The following is a 16246-nucleotide window of genomic DNA, read 5'->3' as shown; positions in this document are numbered from 1 at the left end:
ACGATGAGCTTCGCAATCTCATCGCGAAATTCGGGTTTGTATTTCGTATATTTCTCTGCCAACTCCCCTTGCCCTTTCCGGATAGGACCCTATTTGGTCCGCAGTCCGGGAAGTTGAGGGCACCCCAGCCCATGGGCGGCGCACGGTCAGGCCGATCGCGCGCCCGTATCGCCTCCCGGCGGCGACGTCGGGATCGGCCAGGTCGAGCAGGACGTCGCGGTGGCATGGCTGATCGAGGGGACACGCGCACGCCAAGTGGTGCGCCTGCAGCTCGGTGCGGGCTCGGATCAGGTCGCGGCGGCCAGCTAACCAGACCGCGTATTCGGCCAGGGCCGCCGCGCGGCGATGGCGCGTGTCGGCGCAGGGTGCGGGATCGAACTGATTGCGCCAACGCGGGTGGGTGTCCACGGCGATGGTGTTGTCGGGTAAGGGTTTACCTAGGATGCGCTGAACGGGCTGGGGCGAAAAAACGGTGTCATGGAGAGCACCGACGGCTCGCGTGATCATTCGTTATCCTGGGCAGATGTGGCCGTAACGGCGGGCGGTGCGGCGAAAAGCGCCTCCAGTGCGTCGATTTCGGCGGCGGCGGAACCTTTTTCGGTCAGTTGCCACAGCACCGATCGGCCGCAAGCTGGTATCGAGGTGACCATGCCGGCGGCGCGCAGCCGGGCCAGTGCCCGGTAGACCTGTTGGTCGAGGGGCGGGCGGCGCACACTGGTTCCCGGCACCGCAACGGGTGCGGCACGCATCCGCAGAGTGCGGGTAGTCAGCGGGCGGCGCGCCGAGCGGAGCTGCGCGAGCACGTCGTCGCGCAGCACGCTACTGACACCGCGGGGACTAGGCACCGGCGCGCTCCAATTCGGTTGCGGCGACAGGTAGGGTCGCCGCGTAGTTGTCCGCATCGGCGCTGGTGTGGGTGCGTTGTGGTGCGGTGGCGGCGTCGACGAGCTTTTGCAGATCTTGACGGCGGCGCTTCAATACACTCGGGGCGCGTTTGCCGGGCAGCGAGATCCCCGCGTACACCCCGTCGGTGACGCGTAAGTCCAAGGCGAACTGGGCACAGCGGGCGCGCACCGGGCACTGTTGGCAGATCTTGGCAGCGCGGCGGCGGTTGATGGCTTCGAACCAGAACTCTGGATCTTGACCGCAGCACAGCCCGGCGGCGAGCTCCTCGGCCGACACCGTCGATACCGGCGGTCCCCCCAACCGGTCGATGTCCTCGAAATCGGCGCCACGTTGCGGGTTGATCGGTATCGCACTGCGCAGGAGTTCAGCTCGTGGCTGGGTGTTGTCGCAGGATCGGCACAGGGTGACCAGATTCGACAGGTGCTGGTGGCAGCCGCGGCTGCGGGGGTTGCCCGACGGCGGAAGGTGGATGTGGCGGACCACTAATTCGCGCGTGGCCGCGAGTGGATCGGCGTCGATGTCGGCGCGATAGTCGCAGCGCGAGCAGGTGTAGTTTGCGCGGTGTATCGCGGCGTAGCGGGCCACGTGCCAGTTGTGGTTGACGAAATATTCGCGAGCGCAGTGGTGGCCGCAGAACCCGTCAATCCCGTTACCTGCGGAGATGGGGGCACCGCAGGTTCCGCACCGCCCTGGTTCCTTCCAGTGTGGTGTGACGTCGCAGGGATTGATCTTGGGGCCGTAGACCCCCCACGCAAGGTCGTTGATTTCGCTGGCGAGTCGGGTCGGCGCTGCAGGCGCGTTGTCCTGCGCCGGTGGCGTCGCGGATTCCCGGTGAGCGGAGGTAGAGATGAGTGTCAGGGTCGGCATGTGTGTACTTCCCTTCCGATGTCGGTACACGACGGGCGCTGTAAACATGAAGATAGACGCTTAAAGACGATTAGTCACGACTATTGGGGAATTTTTCTTCAACCTGTGCGAGGGCTGACGGCGTCCGCCGCGACGTATCGGGCGGGTTTGACGCTGCCGCAGGTTAGCTGTGTGCCGAGGTCAGCGGCGTATTCTGCGCATGCTGCGGCGAACGAAGCATGTCTCTGAAGGCAGTAACGCCGGGCACCGGGTGCAGGCGCGCCACACCACCGATCAGCCTTGAAGACAATTGATCAGCATTGAAGCCGCTGTATCACGGGTCCGCCTTGCTGAAAAGAGGATGGAGCAGGAGGCCAGAGCAGGTGTCGTGTTTGCACCGCAATGGTTCACAATGCCCTTATATTCGAGGGGACCTTGCGAACGCTCGGCCCGCGACCTCGATTACGAAAAGGACTGCTCAACGATGCCCGACGGCGACGGTTCTGCTCGCGAGGAGACCCGCGAGCAGAGGCTTTTGCGCATCGGTCGCGCGATCGAGGAGCACCGCGGGAGCCTTACGCAGCTGGAGTTGGCCCACAAGGCCGGAGTCGCGATCAACACCGTCGCGCTGCTAGAGCGCGGCAAGACAATGCCGTGGCCGACGAATCGCCGCAAGATCGAAAATGCGCTGGGATGGCCGACCGGCACGCTGACAGCGATGTACACCGACGGAGCCCCCGCTCCCCCGCTACACAGCGACGCCGACAAACCGGCCACCAGGCAGGCTCAACCACACTCGCCAAACTTGCCGGCCGCCACGGCAAACCGCGATGCCGCCATTCTCAATATCGCGCTGGACACGACCAACCTGGTCGCCACCTGCAGCGAGCTGGTGCTGATGTATGGCGGAAACGGCCCAGATACCGCGGCGGCCATCTCGGAATTGGATCGACTAACCCAAGCCCTGGAAGCAACCATCGCCGCCGGCATCCCGGCGGCCATGCAGGACGACTCAGGCCAGCTATTCGACCAAATAATCAGCGTGCTTGCTGAAATGCGACGAAACCGCGCACACGCCCACGCCGCCCGCACCAAGCAGCGCGACAACGAACAATAGGCCGGGCGCCGATCAGGCGTAGCGGCGAGCCACGAACCCCGAAGGCATCGGTGAAATCTTCACCGGCACACCGGAGGTGCTGGCTTCGATGCATTGAGTCGGGCTGATCGCCAACATGACGTGTTCAGGACCGTTGGAGCCGAATTCATTGCTCGGGAAGATCGCGTCACCCGTCGTGACGTCACCGGGAGCAACGGCCATGCCGTGGGCAATTTGGGCGTGCGTGTCATCACCCACCGTGATGCCGACTTGCGCGTAGGCCCATTTCACCAGGCCCGAACAGTCGAAGGCATCGGGCCCTTTGGCCCCCCACACATAGGGACGGCCAAGGCGAGTAAGCGCAGCCTTGACTGCTTGCTGAGCTGCCGGGCCGCCGCCGGAACCGATACCGGCCTGGCGCACCCTGGGATCATGAGAACCGCGGTGCCGGCGGCCGTGCTGCGCCGCCTGAAACACCGAGCTCAGCCCCGGCAGCGACAGCCCGGGTGTGTTGCCGAGGCCGGCGGATCCGGCTTGGCCGCCACCGAACCCGGGCAAGGCGGGCGCGCCGCCGCGCATGCCAGCACCGCCATAACCGCCGCCCGCGGCACGGATCTGCTGGGCCAACATCAGATCTTGGGCTTCGGCGGCACGCAGGCGCGCCCGCATACGCGCCAACTGAGTCTGCAGATGGGCCACCAATTCATCGCGACCGGCCCGGGTGCCCGTCGCCGGCGCGATCGCGGCCACACCATTGCGCGCATCCTGGACCACCCCATTAGCACCCGCACGCCCCGACGTGGCGTGATCACCACCGGCGACCACTCCCCCACCAGCACCCGCATCAGCACCAATCGTGGAATCCACCGCCCGTACCGTGCCACCAGCACGACGCCGATACCCCGACCCCGCGCCGCCCTGCCACGAACCCGCCGACTCCCCGACCCCGGACCCCACCTGCTCACCGGCGCCCTGCAACGCCGGCGTCGAGGCAAACCCCACCCCAAAAGCCGCAGGACCAAACAATGACCGCGCACGACCCAACGCCTCACCGGCCTCAGACACAAGACCATCCAGCGTCATAACCGGCCACCGTAACCCCACCCGCACCACAGCGACCACCACCAACACCACTGGCGAGACGCCCCGCCACCAGCCGGGCCAACCGGCTCACGCATCGGTTTGGCGTCGCCGTCCCCGACCACTCCCCGGAGCCACGCGCCTCCTACTACCTCACAGGTTGGCAATGCCACGGTAGAGCTGGGTAGCGCGGCCCACTTGGCTTTGTATCTCAGACATGTAGGCTTGCCGACCGTGGGCGAACGCCGCGTCGGCGGATGACTCACCTGGGCGTTGTTGCAGCCAAAAGATCGACTTCCAAATGTCCGGCGAGCTGGGCCCGCCGTGGGTTTGGAGCCGATTGAAAAACTCTGAGATCGCGGTGTTGGGATCGCCCCGGCCGGGATAGCTTGCGTCTTGCTGGAAAACGTTTTCCCACAACCGATTCGGGCTTACAGCGCGCGGGCGCAGGCCACTTTCTTGCAGACCGTCGGCAAGGATGGCGATGGTCTGTGCCGGCGAATACCCTCGACGCTGGGCTTCATGGACGATCGCCGCGGCGACTTGGTCGGGCGTGGAATCCATCGTCAGCTGCCCCAACGGGGTGCCGACGGTGCCTCGCGGCGCCTGCTCGTTACTGCCGCGTGTTCGGCGCGAGCGGCGTCGATAGAGCGAAGCGAGATTGGTCAACGAGGATAGGCCGGGTGTGTTGCCGAGGCCGGCGGATCCGGCTTGGCCGCCACCGAACCCGGGCAAGGCGGGCGCGCCGCCGCGCATGCCAGCACCGCCATAACCGCCGCCCGCGGCACGGATCTGCTGGGCCAACATCAGATCTTGGGCTTCGGCGGCACGCAGGCGCGCCCGCATACGCGCCAACTGAGTCTGCAGATGGGCCACCAATTCATCGCGACCGGCCCGGGTGCCCGTCGCCGGCGCGATCGCGGCCACACCATTGCGCGCATCCTGGACCACCCCATTAGCACCCGCACGCCCCGACGTGGCGTGATCACCACCGGCGACCACTCCCCCACCAGCACCCGCATCAGCACCAATCGTGGAATCCACCGCCCGTACCGTGCCACCAGCACGACGCCGATACCCCGACCCCGCGCCGCCCTGCCACGAACCCGCCGACTCCCCGACCCCGGACCCCACCTGCTCACCGGCGCCCTGCAACGCCGGCGTCGAGGCAAACCCCACCCCAAAAGCCGCAGGACCAAACAATGACCGCGCACGACCCAACGCCTCACCGGCCTCAGACACAAGACCATCCAGCGTCATAACCGGCCACCGTAACCCCACCCGCACCACAGCGACCACCACCAACACCACTGGCGAGACGCCCCGCCACCAGCCGGGCCAACCGCCCCACCACGCTGTTCGCCTAACGGTGGACGCGTTCAGGTACGCGGTGTCGCCCTGGCCCGCCGGCGACGCGCACGTTCTCCGCGGACTCCCCGCAGTGCTGCCGGCGCTCCCCCCCGTCTCTCCGGCCGATCACCATGGGAGAGGTACAGGATCTCTGCCACCGCGAGTTGTCGGCGCTGATCCGTTCCAGCGGCTGGAATCGGCCCCTATGGGCTATTCCTTCCCATATGGGTTTGCCGGATCGAGGTTAGAGTCAGAGGCAGCGCCCGTTCGCCCTGCTGCTTGGGATCGCCACCCTGTCTCCGGCGAATCGCCACGGAGTCAGCGAAGGGACGGGCCTGACGTCGCCAGATCTGCCGTCAGTCGTCGGCAGTGGCCGGTGCGGGGAATGCGTTGCCGTTGTTGAACTGCTTTTCCAGCCGGTCACACAGGTCCGAGATGGCCTTGCGGATGAATTTCTGCTGCTGGTTGATTCCGGTGTGAGGTGTGGTCCAGGCGATGGTGTTCACCATTCGAAGCTTGAGATCGTCGGGCAGCGACAAGAGGATGTCCCTGGACTGCGCTAAGCGCTTGTTTGAGGCGCTGGTGGCGGTGCTCGATGAGCCCGCTCGGCCTGTGGCGCTGCGCGTGCGCGCGCGAAGCGGTGGCGGCGTCTCGTGCGTGACACGCGGTTGTCCCTGGTCAGGCGTGGTCGATGCGGGTGGCGGTTCGGTCTGCGTCGGCTGGCGCGTCGGGTCGGTCTGAGCTTCGGTTGCGCCGTTTGTGGCGTCTGTGGTGTCGGTTTCGACCTGTTCGGTTGGCCCCCGGTTGGCGGCGGCGGCCTGGGCGATGGAGCTGCGCCTGGGGCGAGGCCCTGGAAAGGTCGGTTTCGGGATGCTGGTCACGCTGAGGTCCTTGCTGCGTCTTGCCATCGGTTTGTTGCGAGTTCTCGCACTTGTCGCTGTACTCGTGCGGCTGCTTGTAGGCACTCTTCCTGGGTTAATGGATGTTCAATCCCGTCAAGGATGGTCTTGAAGTTGGCCGCCAGGTTCCGTATCCGGGCCGTCGGGCGAGGATGCTCGTCGAGTCCCATGCCGACGACGGCCAGCCGAGCCAGATCTGCCATCAGCGGGATGGGCTCACCGAGAAGGGCCACTTCATCGTCGATGGCAAGTTGGCAAATCTGGTCAAGCCAGTCAAGGTGGTCTTTTCGGCTGAAGTTGACGCGGTTCAATACCCAGCCGGCAACCGGTAGGTACTTGGACAGGTATTCCTCCAGCTCACCGACCGTGCGCATGGTGCTATCGGCACCGCGGATCGCGGGGACCTCTGCCTCGAGCACGATTACGAGGCTGTCAGCGGCCATGAAGGCGTTTCGGGTGATGAGGTCGGTTGCAGGTCGAGTGTCGATGAAGATGTGATCCCACTGGTGGGCGACCGGTTGCAGTACGCGCGCCAGTGAGTTCTCGGCGCCCGGTCGGCCGAACAGGGCATCTTGAACGGCCTGTAGTTCGTCGAAGCCTGATGGAAGCAGGTCGATACCAGGCCGTCGAGTTTTGATGACGGCGTCATCGATGGGTGCCGGGTTGTTCCGGTCCAGCACGTCGGCGAGTGATACTGGTGCCGGGCGGTCGGGCGTGAAGTCGGTGAGCTGCGCAGTGACACCGACTTGCGGGTCGCAGTCGACGACGAGGATCCGTCGTCCTGCGGCGACAGCGGCGTGGGCGGTACCCAGGGTGACTAGGGTTTTCCCTACCCCGCCTTTGAGGTTCGCGAAGGCCGAGGTGGCCATAAGCAGTCCTTTCATACCGCTATATGAGCTAATGTCCCATAGGGTAACAGAACATTTGCTGATATCAGTTTATCTACCCAAATATTATCTTTGCTTAGCTTTCATACAGGTATCTATAGTTTGCTAATGCAAGCTGATGTACAGATAGCATATATATGCATAACTAAGTTTTGCTATGCCTAGCTAGCTATAGCTATGATATCCTACTGCTAGACTAGACTAGATTAGGTTATACTATATAATGGCCCATATGGGAAGGGTTGAGATGGTAACGATGCAGGTACCCGCCCGCGCCGCGCAGACATCAGATGACACAGATCGAACACCGAGCTCGGACACGGACGCCTCGCGGCGGGTGTCAAGGGGAGCGGGCCCGCGAGGCCAGACGATGCTGCGGTTGACTCGCTCGGCCGCGGCGCTGATCACGGTGGTCATTGGTGTGGCGAGCTTTGCGTTGTCATTCGCTTCGCTGTACGACTTGGCTCGGCGCTGCGAAATGTACTCGAATTTCGCCTGGTTATGGCCGGTAACGGTGGATGGGACCATCGTGCTTGCGACGATGGCGATCGTGGCACTGGCGGAGTATCCCGACCAGCGGTCCAATCGGCGGTTCTTCTGGGTCATGCTCGGCGCGGCCGCTTTGGTCAGTGTGAGCGGTAACGCGCTTCACGCCGTTTTGCCGCGTGACGAGCCGCTGAACCCCTGGTTGGCGGCCGCGATCGCCACGGTGGCGCCGTTATCGCTGTTGGCTGACACCCACGGGTTAGCAGTCTTGTGGCGCTTCCGCCCCACTCAGCCGGCAGAGGCCGCCGCAGCACTGACGGCGCAGCGGGTCAACAAGTGGGAAGCGGTCGCCTCGCAGCTCGTTGAGCGGGGCAAAACGAAACTCCCGGTGGTGAAGGTCGCCGAAATCCTGCGCAGCGTGCACGATCTCGGCATCTCACACCGCCAGGTCGGTCTCGAGCACAACGTCGATAAAGGCACGGTCGGCGCGTTGAAGACCGCCAGCCTGGAGCTGCTGCAGCCGGCGCAGGGGGCTCCGGTAAGTGCGGGCCCAACCTGATGCCGAAACCCGTCCGATCGCCCTCCCCACAGGCGGGGAGTCAGTGGGGAGTCCGCGGGGAGCCAGCAGTTGACGTCGGGGAGCCGCGCACCGCATGGTGGTATGACGCCGGCGGGTGTACCGGATCGCCCGGTATTTCCCTGGCTCTGTCCCAGGTGCACCAGCGCCGAACCGGGTTACTGGCAGTGGCTGTCGGCAAGACCGTGGGCGCGAGTGTCGCCGTATGTGGGTGGCGTCTGGACGGCGACTCCAGCGGGAGGGGCGTTGTTGCACAGGAGACCTACGGGGTCACCGTAGACGGGGAACCAACCGGGTTGCAGACCAGCTTCGGCGCAATTCGCCTCCGCGGACGGGTAGTGGTTGAAGCGAACGGCGTTTTCCCGCGATCATTGCTGTCGAGTTCGCTGAAGGTGGTAACTGAATTGTTGATTGCTTCACTTGGTACTGGCACCGATGGGCGTGCGGTACGGGCTGACCCTTGGTGTCGAGTCGGCCGGGCGGGCGGGAATGAATTGCGCGATCACCCGTTGGTGGCCCGGTGCTGACGAACAAACCGGCCTGCTGACCCTGATCGGGAAATCCTTGTCTGCGGGTCAGCCGGATGGCGACCTGGACATCGTTGTGAGTCGCCAACCGCAGATTCAGCCGCAACGGGAACATGGGTTCCCGCACACCGAAGTTCCTATCGAATAGCTGGAGCGCTGGCGGGATGACATCATCGGCGAGCGGCGCTCCATCTGCCGTGAAGTGGGGTGCGAGACCATCGAGGAATGTCGGCGGCATGGGGTTGCTGTTCCGTACACGGTGTTGATCCTCGATCTGCCCGACCACCGCACATTGGCACGCGTGGGTGCGCTGGTGCTGCCAGTTAGTCGAGCCAGCGGAATATTCACCCTGGTGACAATGTGGGACGAGCTGGAAACTACCTCCGACTCATATGGAAGGGGCCCCACGGGTATCGCCGGCGTGGATCGGCCGCTTTATCGGCGCTGCCGTGCAGATGCAACCGCCCGGGCCGGCCCCGCGGCCCACGGCGCCCTGGCTGGCACAGAATCTGGCGAGGCTGTACACCTGGCATCCTCCTTTCCAAGGGGACGGGGTTCCCGAGTCGCCGGCAGCACGAGTGAAGTCGCAATGGTTTCCAGATTGGAGAAGGGGACTGGCCCAGGGACGTGGTCTACGACGTCGTCGAGTGATTCTTCGGGTTGGGGGTTAGGCGATCAGTGCCGCTGGGGTGGCCTCGGTGCTGACCCGGTTACGGCCGGGTGGCTCAGTCGAATTCGTCGGCAGGTCCGTGGCGGCGGGTGTCGCCGTATGTGGGTGGTGTCTGGACGGCAATCCAGCGGCGAGTGGCGTTGTTGCGCAGGAGGCTTCGGTCGCCGTAGACGGGGAACCAACCATAGACCGGCTCGGCTGGCCCGACATGATGAAGGCGAACCTGCTCGGGTGTGAGGACAACCGCTGGGGTGTATTGGCTCGCTAGCACGTTCGGTAGGAGAGGGAACTGGGTGTCGTCATAGGTCCACACCGACTGTTCACGGATGTCACCGAGTGATTGATCGTGTATCTCGCGCGCGCACAGGAACTTTTGCCCTTCGGCAGTGTTTTCGAGACGAACGCTCCATGTCGCCAGCAGATACTCGTTGCGCCATGGACTCAGTACCCGCCGGGTCAGGGCGGCCAGTTCGGCGAGGTTGGGCTCGGCCCCGAATTGGTCGAATAGCCGTTTGAAGCTGTCCAAGGCCACGTGGTCTGTGAAGACCGTGTCGATGAGACTGATGGGATCGGCCGACTCGTGCGCAGCGAGCTCGTTGGCGACCAACATGACCCAGGCCAGGTCGATGGCGTCGCTGCCGTGCAGGCCGAGCGCTTCGGCCCGGGTGAGGGCCTCGTCGAGGTCGCAGACGCCTCCGATCGGGTCGAACGGGACTCGTGGGCCAGGGGTGCGGGACAGGACGTTGCGCCGGCCGCCTTGGGGTTTTACCTTGCGCCAAGATTGCAGGGCGAGGGCGAAGATGTGTGGTTCGTGCTGGGCTGGCACGAGTGTCACGGCGGGCTGTTGTACTGCGATGCGGCCGGCCTGCTGAACGAACTCCCTGCGGTCTTCGGAGTCGTAGTGAACTCTGGTGTCGTGGAGCAGTTCTAGCCCCTGGCCGGCGACTTCTTCCCCGCTGGGGATCTGCAGGCCCAGGAAGATGAATCTTTGGTTGTTCCAGGCGTAATTGGTGTCTTGAAGTTTCTGGGTGCGGTCTTGGTCGTTGGCCTGGTTTCGAAACAGCGCAAAGGCCGCCTGAAGCATGGTGACGTTGTAGTCACTGTCGGGGGGCACCAGTTGGGTGTAGGCGTGTTCGTATTTGGCGAGCGTCTCTGCCGACACGGCGTCGGCGTCGCCCTTTTCGATGGGGGTTTGGGTGCCCCGGGAGGGGCCGCCGCACTGGTCGACCTGGTCTGGTGTCACACGCGCGACCACGGTGCGATACCAGGCCAGAAATTGGCCGAACCAGGTTACGTGGGGGATGGACTGGGCTGCACCGACGGTGTTTAGCACGTTTGACGAGCTGTTCATAATCGCGATAATACCAGGTGGTTAGCTTCATTTCCGGGACGTGGCTGGATCAATCCAGCCGACATGTCCCCCCGGCACTGGCCCGGCGTTCGCTACAGGTGCCCGAGGTCGTCGGGGGTGAGCAGCTGGGTGAGCGCGTTGGAGTAGGCGTCGAGCATCTGCTCGCTGCGGTCGAAGTCCAACGCCAGATCCGATTTCAATTGGTCGATGACTTCGGCCTGTTGAATGACCACCTTGGCCAGTTTGGACATGAGATCGCGCGCCTTGCGGCGATCCTCGGCAGCCTGTTGACGTGCGAGGTCGGCGGCGACTTTGAGTTCTTGGGCGGCCGCGTTGATTCGCGCCTCTTTGTGTTCCAACCATTGCCCAAGGTCCTGGTAGTCATTGGCGGTCTTAGTGTCGTTCTGGCCGGGCGAGTCAAATGGTGAGCGAGGTTGGCGCAGCGCCAGTTCGCGGTCCACTGCCCACTTCCAGACGCGGGGCGCGTTCTTGGGTACCCGTTTGAGCTGATACTGCGGCCCGCTCAGCGCGCCGGCCTTGACCATCTGACCTACCCGTTGCGGGCTGACACCGAGCAACTGGGCAGCCTGAGCCAATGAGTAGGCTTCCGGGCCGGGCGCCGATGACATCTCTCCATTGTGCCCCGACACGGGGTATGAAAGTAAACAAAGTAAGTTGCGAAATACCGGCCGTCGCTAGACCACTCCCGGCCTACTCCATGGGACACTTACTTTCATGAATTTCACTGGGATGAAGCCCGGCGCGCGGTACTGGGGCTTGCATCGCCGCTTGTCAGCGCCAGCGTCCATCGGTCTGACCTGTGTCCCGGTTCGTAAGTCGCTGGCCTTTCCTGACTTTCATAAACTACGTGAGCAGACCCCGAGGCTAGGACCGTCATGCCGCGGCGTGTTTCACACCAGCTACCGCCGGCACAGGCCAGCCTTCCCTACACCGCCAGCACCGTCCTTGGCAGCGAAAGGAATCCGCTGACATGAGTCCAGCACGCCGCGCCCCCGGTACCCGCGACATCGAAGCTGGGCGCCGCAAGAAGCGGCAAGGCTCGGAAACGCGCAGCATGTCTCGTACGCTTCAGGTTCGCTACAACCCGACCAAGCTGCGGCACCTTGAGGCAGCGGCGGGTCCGAGTCTGCCCAGTCTGATCAGACTGTACGGGGACTTTTTGACCGAGCTGCTTCCCGTGACCGAGCAGCAGGCGCCGGATCCCGTCGAGCTGATTCGGGAGGCAACGACATCGCTGCTCGATCCGGCGACCGTGCGGGCGATCGAGGCGGTCCGCGCCACGAACTCGCAGGCTTCTGTGACCGGCAGCATGTCTTGTACGCTTCAGGTTCGCTACAACCCGACTAAGCTGCGGCAGCTCGAGGAGGCGGCGGGGCGGGGTCTATCTGCACTCATGCGAGGGTATGGGGACTTTTTGACCGAGCTGCTTGCCGTGGCCGAGCAGCTGGGGCTGGATCCGGTCGAGCTGATTCGGGAGGCAACGACATCCTTGCTCGGCGCCCGCGAGTTGCTGTCGGCATAAAGCACTCGGCGACACCCTTCCCTCTAGCGCCAGAGGTCGCGTCGGCGCGCGTCGGGAGCGGGTTTGTCGGTGCGGCGGGCACGTTCGATGAGTGCTTCGAGGCGTGCTTGTTCGGCGGCAGCTTGAGCGGTTCGGCGCTGGGCGCTGCGGTGTCGCGCGGCCGATAGGGCGGCGAACGCTTCGGCACGGCCGGGACCACGCTGTGCGAGCTGCGCCGCGGCTCGGGCCGCCAGGTGTGCGTCGTGGGCCGCCGCGCTGGCCGCACGGCCTGCTTGTTCGACCCTGCGGGCTTGAGCTTCGCGAGCCTCGTCCAGGGCAGCTGGCCGATCGGCCAGGTTGTCCGTACCGTGCCAGGCCAGGATGGCGCCCAGCAGGCCGATCGGGCGGGCGGGGGAGTCGGGGATGCGCCGGCCTACGCCGAGCCAGTCGGTGATGAGCTGGTTGAGGTCACGTGGGGTCCAGCCGGCGGCCGCGGGAGCGGCCAGCATGGCGGCCCAGCTGGTTGGGGTGAATCGTCGGGCCCACGGTGGGGCGTGGGGATCGGTGCGCCAGGCAGCGGCCAGGCGCCGACCCCCCTTGTCTGGAGCTGGGCGGCGCGTAGCGACGCCGTGCCGGGCGCCCTTGGGGCGCCCGCGGGTAGTGATCAGTCGTTCTTGAGGTGAGGTGTGGGTGGTTGCTGGGGACCGTTCCAGGTGGGGTGACACGCTGTGGATAACCCGGTTGAGCTGGGCGTCGTCGTGCAGCGCCCACACCGAGGCCCAGCCGCGGTGGCGATCGCCCATCCGCCAAGACGCCATGCGTTCGATGTAGGTGCGTTGGCGGCCGCGCAGGACCTCGGTGGCCACCCCGAGCAGCCGTAGGCATTCGCGGGCCCGCTGAACGGTGCGCTCGGTCAACCCCGTGGCGCGGGCCAATTGGTCGTTGGTGGGTCGGGCGTTGCGGCCGGTGTCTGAGTCTGCATAGCGGGCGAACGCGGCCGCGATGACGATCAGCGTTTGTTTGGCGATGCCGCCAGAGGTCATCTGCGACCGGATGTCGTTGTAGCGGTGGTCGTAGGCCGCGGCGACGGTGACGTGTGCCCAACGTGCGGGCCCGCCTGACCAGCACGGCACACCGGCGTAGGCGTCGTCCTCGAGTTCGAGGTTGACGAACAGGCTCGCCGGCGGAAGATCACCGCCTTTGAGTCGGCGGCCCTGGCGGATTGCTAGGACATCGGCGATCGGGGTAGTACGGACGGTGCCGCGGCGACGTCGCTGCGCGCTACAGCCGCGGTAGGTGGGCGGTCGCCAGGACACTGGCTGGTCCGGGGGCCGGGTGGTGAGAATGTCACGGTTTGCGCATCGTTGGCGTGCCGTATCTGGTACTGCGGCAAGGTATGCGCTACCGTGAGACGAGTCGGTCAAGACACGTCCCTTTCTGGGGCAATGGGTGCGAAGACCCAGAACCGAGGGCCAACTCGGTTCGAAACTTCAGACATGGCCCCGCCTTTGGCGGGGCTTTCGTCGGTTAGTGGGTTCTTGGCACCGCTATTGAGATGTCGCATGTGCCCGGCGCAATGGGGTACCGGGCGTGAGGTCTCACTGGGCCAGTGGCGTGATCTCCCTTCGTTGTTGGTGAAGCTCGGTGCTGGATTCCGTGGCGCCTAGAGCGGCGCGTAGGCGCTGCTAGGCCGATGGGCGCAGGCGCGGTGCGCGGGGTGTGGGCTCGGGTAGGTCGATGAGGTGGCCGAAGTGGTTGAGGGTGGCCCAGTGGTGTTGGCGCCAGTAGACGGGCCAGCTGGTGATGGGGTGGGCGGTGGTGGTGATGTAGTCGTAGCGCTGCGCGGTGTCGGTATCGGTTTGTTCGATGAGTTCGGCGCAGTTGGTGCAGGCGGCAAGTGCGGCGGCGGGGGAGTCGGCCGGCAGCGGGCTGCCTTGGGTGCGGCGGGTGAAGATGAGGTGTTGGTCGAGTAGGCATGCGGGGGCGAGGATTTCGCAGTGGCCGCTGGATCGGGCGGTGACCATGGCCGCAGCCGGTGCGTCGAGTTCGTTGATGGGCAGTGGTCCCACTCGGGTGCTTCGCGGTGGGGGTGCGGTGATGCTGCGTAGCTGCGATTTCGGTTGCAGCAGATGGCGTTTGGCGGGCAGGTCGTGGTCGATCCAGACGCCTGCCCACATGCCGAATGCACGTTTTTCGGTGAGGGTTTCGCGCCGGCAGCGTTGTAGGCGTGGGCATTTCATGCACAGCCGGCGAGTGGCGGCTTGCTGGGTGGGGTCGGCCCAGCGGCTCGGCGCTTGTTGGCATAAGCCGGGGTGAGAGATGCTATTGTGGCTAACGAAGGCGTCCTTCTATGATGGAGCCGGTAGTTGGTAAACCGGTTCCGCGTGCGGAGCCCTGCTGATGGAAGCTGCTACTTCTGTCGGTGGACCCGAAGTCCCTCGGGCGTTGGCTCGGGGGACTTTTGGCGTGCAGGGCGAGGGTTATGTGGTTGTGGGTGGGTCGAGATTGAGCGGTCCTCTCCGGTTTTCACGGGTGGTTGGTTGCCGCCAGTGTTACACCCCACGGGCTGTAATACCGCGCACCGCGCGCGGTGTGTCGCAAAGTCCACCAAAGTCGCCGCGGCAGTGGATTCCGGTGGATTTGGGTTGCGGCGTCGCACATTTCAGCGATTTCCCCAGATCGGTGATGGGCGAATGAGCCGCCCCACGGCTACGGTGGCCGCTCATGCGGATATGGGCAGGCGATCTGATGACCGAACTCGTCTCGTGTGTCGATGACCTGCTGACCGGCCCGCCGCCGGGTGAGGGACGCGCCTTCGACAACCACGACGACCCCGCCCCAGCGCACTCCGAGGTGATCTAAATTGGCGACCAAAGACGAAGTGGTTTCAGCGATCACCCATATCGAAAACCTGCTACATAACGACAATTGGCGCGGTGGGCTCAACGATGATGATTACCACCGCCTCAAGGCCATCCTGGACGATCACACCTCGGGCGATACGTGGGTTCCTGACTCGCTGATCGGGGCATTACGCAACCAATGGCCGAAATATTTCGATCCCAAGACCGGCAGCGAGGTGACACCGAGCGCTGACCCGGCGCCCCCGCTGAACCCGCCACCCTCAGCGCAGGGCCCAACGCCAGGGCAGCCCCCACCACCGGGCGGCCCCACCACGCCAGCGCCACCGACCCCGGGTAGTGATGAGTTGTCCGGCCGCGCAGCCGACGCCGCAAAGCAGCTTGACGCGGCTCTAGAGAAAAATCATTCCGCCCTCAACGACGCCGACGTGGAATTGACTGAAGCGATTCTGGCCGCCACCGCCGCTGACGAACATGGCAAAGGCCAACTCGACGCACTCAAACAGTCGGTGATCGACGAGGTAAAACGCATCGGCCCTCAGGCACTACAAACCCGGGCCGGCATGGAGGAGATGGCCACTTTCCTGCAAAACAAGACCTCCGACATTTTGAACGTCGTGCGCAACGCCAACCTGGATGCGCAATCGCAAGCAAAGGTGATGGACGCCCTGACCGCCCGATATAGCGCGTTGAACACCAACGGGCACCCCGGCGACAAGACCGACACCCAACCACCGGGCACGCCGGGCACCACGCCGCCGGGTCCAGCCACCACCCCGGGCGCGCCGGGAGCCGACCCTGGTGTGGTGCCCACAGATCCGGGGCTTGGCGATGATCCGCTGCTGTCTGGAGGGCTGCCCTCGGACGGCTTGTTGGGCTCACTGCCAGGCGCGTTAGGCCCGGCCTTGGGTGCCGCGGCCGGCATCCCGGCCGCACCGGGATCGGCAATCCCGGGCATCGGCGGAGGCGGCCTGGGCGATCTCGGGTCGGCGCTGGGATCGGCGCTGCACGACAACCACGACCCCGACGCCGGGGACAAGGCCGACGAGCTCAAAGACGCCCACACCGGCAAGGACGCCAAAAGCGGCGAGGGCGGTGAGGGCAGCAAGCCGGGCGATCTGACCGATCCCCAGCATCAGGGCAGCGGCCCCGGTGATCATGGGCAACCACCAGCGGCAGGCCCCGGCC

At 64.9% G+C, this 16246-nt stretch carries 16 protein-coding genes; 5 read left to right on the top strand and 11 right to left on the bottom strand.

What is annotated here, in order from left to right; translation table 11 throughout:
• Positions 1 to 18: 18 nt before the first annotated feature.
• Genes EET13_RS24550 through EET13_RS24540 form a run of 3 tightly spaced genes read right to left on the bottom strand, consistent with a single transcriptional unit; the run spans position 19 to position 1773 of the window.
• Complete coding sequence (locus EET13_RS24550; protein WP_122444703.1) at positions 19 to 507, bottom strand: DUF4326 domain-containing protein; 489 nt, start codon at positions 505 to 507, stop codon at positions 19 to 21.
• A complete protein-coding gene (locus tag EET13_RS24545) occupies positions 504 to 845 on the bottom strand; it encodes a hypothetical protein (RefSeq protein WP_136623245.1) in 342 nt (113 codons plus the stop codon). Before EET13_RS24545 ends, EET13_RS24550 begins: the two co-directional genes overlap by 4 nt.
• On the bottom strand, positions 838 to 1773 hold the full coding sequence (locus tag EET13_RS24540) for an HNH endonuclease (RefSeq protein ID WP_168991333.1): 936 nt from the start codon (positions 1771 to 1773) through the stop codon (positions 838 to 840). The genes EET13_RS24545 and EET13_RS24540 overlap by 8 nt, the downstream gene beginning before the upstream one ends.
• Positions 1774 to 2236: 463 nt before the next feature.
• Here EET13_RS24540 and EET13_RS24535 point away from each other — a divergent pair, with 463 nt between their 5' ends.
• Positions 2237 to 2869, top strand: coding sequence for a helix-turn-helix domain-containing protein (locus EET13_RS24535; RefSeq protein ID WP_122444700.1), 633 nt, complete (start codon positions 2237 to 2239; stop codon positions 2867 to 2869).
• Between the two features lie 12 nt (positions 2870 to 2881).
• Here EET13_RS24535 and EET13_RS24530 read toward each other — a convergent pair whose 3' ends face one another.
• From EET13_RS24530 to EET13_RS24515, 4 genes are all read right to left on the bottom strand, one after another.
• Entirely contained in the window at positions 2882 to 3931 is a 1050-nt protein-coding gene (locus EET13_RS24530; RefSeq protein ID WP_122444705.1) for a C40 family peptidase, read from the bottom strand.
• 150 nt (positions 3932 to 4081) lie between these two features.
• A complete protein-coding gene (locus EET13_RS24525) occupies positions 4082 to 5188 on the bottom strand; it encodes a hypothetical protein (RefSeq protein ID WP_136623244.1) in 1107 nt (368 codons plus the stop codon).
• A 446-nt stretch (positions 5189 to 5634) separates the two neighbouring features.
• Positions 5635 to 5817 carry a hypothetical protein gene (locus EET13_RS24520; RefSeq protein ID WP_244604093.1) on the bottom strand — a complete coding sequence of 61 codons (183 nt, stop codon included), beginning with the start codon at positions 5815 to 5817 and terminating at the stop codon, positions 5635 to 5637.
• Positions 5818 to 6155: 338 nt separating this feature from the next.
• Positions 6156 to 7061 (bottom strand): ParA family protein, encoded by a 906-nt coding sequence (locus EET13_RS24515; RefSeq protein ID WP_122444698.1) that lies wholly within the window; start codon positions 7059 to 7061, stop codon positions 6156 to 6158.
• A gap of 382 nt (positions 7062 to 7443) precedes the next feature.
• Between EET13_RS24515 and EET13_RS24510 the strand changes: the two genes are divergently transcribed.
• The gene (locus EET13_RS24510) at positions 7444 to 8109 is read left to right on the top strand and encodes a DUF2637 domain-containing protein (protein ID WP_168991332.1); all 666 of its coding nucleotides are present in this window, start codon (positions 7444 to 7446) and stop codon (positions 8107 to 8109) included.
• A 1270-nt stretch (positions 8110 to 9379) separates the two neighbouring features.
• Here EET13_RS24510 and EET13_RS24500 read toward each other — a convergent pair.
• Both EET13_RS24500 and EET13_RS24495 read right to left on the bottom strand, forming a co-directional pair.
• On the bottom strand, positions 9380 to 10675 hold the full coding sequence (locus EET13_RS24500; protein WP_122444695.1) for a hypothetical protein: 1296 nt from the start codon (positions 10673 to 10675) through the stop codon (positions 9380 to 9382).
• 92 nt (positions 10676 to 10767) lie between these two features.
• Entirely contained in the window at positions 10768 to 11304 is a 537-nt protein-coding gene (locus EET13_RS24495; protein WP_122444694.1) for a hypothetical protein, read from the bottom strand.
• Between the two features lie 362 nt (positions 11305 to 11666).
• On the opposite strand from EET13_RS24495, the gene EET13_RS31000 reads away from it, so the two are divergent.
• Positions 11667 to 12218: a hypothetical protein gene (locus EET13_RS31000; protein ID WP_211189133.1), complete on the top strand. Its 552-nt coding sequence runs from the start codon at positions 11667 to 11669 to the stop codon at positions 12216 to 12218.
• Between the two features lie 23 nt (positions 12219 to 12241).
• On the opposite strand, the gene EET13_RS24485 is transcribed toward EET13_RS31000, so the two are convergent.
• Positions 12242 to 13513: a helix-turn-helix domain-containing protein gene (locus EET13_RS24485; RefSeq protein ID WP_425294269.1), complete on the bottom strand. Its 1272-nt coding sequence runs from the start codon at positions 13511 to 13513 to the stop codon at positions 12242 to 12244.
• 369 nt (positions 13514 to 13882) lie between these two features.
• Positions 13883 to 14518, bottom strand: a complete 636-nt coding sequence (locus EET13_RS24480; protein ID WP_122444693.1) for a WhiB family transcriptional regulator — start codon at positions 14516 to 14518, stop codon at positions 13883 to 13885.
• A gap of 403 nt (positions 14519 to 14921) precedes the next feature.
• Here EET13_RS24480 and EET13_RS30595 point away from each other — a divergent pair, with 403 nt between their 5' ends.
• Positions 14922 to 15059 (top strand): hypothetical protein, encoded by a 138-nt coding sequence (locus tag EET13_RS30595; protein ID WP_168991331.1) that lies wholly within the window; start codon positions 14922 to 14924, stop codon positions 15057 to 15059.
• Position 15060: 1 nt separating this feature from the next.
• The coding region (locus EET13_RS24475; protein WP_122444692.1) for a DUF4226 domain-containing protein at positions 15061 to 16246 on the top strand (1186 nt) is incomplete at its 3' end.

The sequence above is a fragment of the Mycobacterium attenuatum genome (genome assembly GCF_900566085.1).
Lineage (GTDB): Bacteria > Actinomycetota > Actinomycetes > Mycobacteriales > Mycobacteriaceae > Mycobacterium > Mycobacterium attenuatum.
This window is presented reverse-complemented; position numbering and strand designations above follow the sequence as displayed.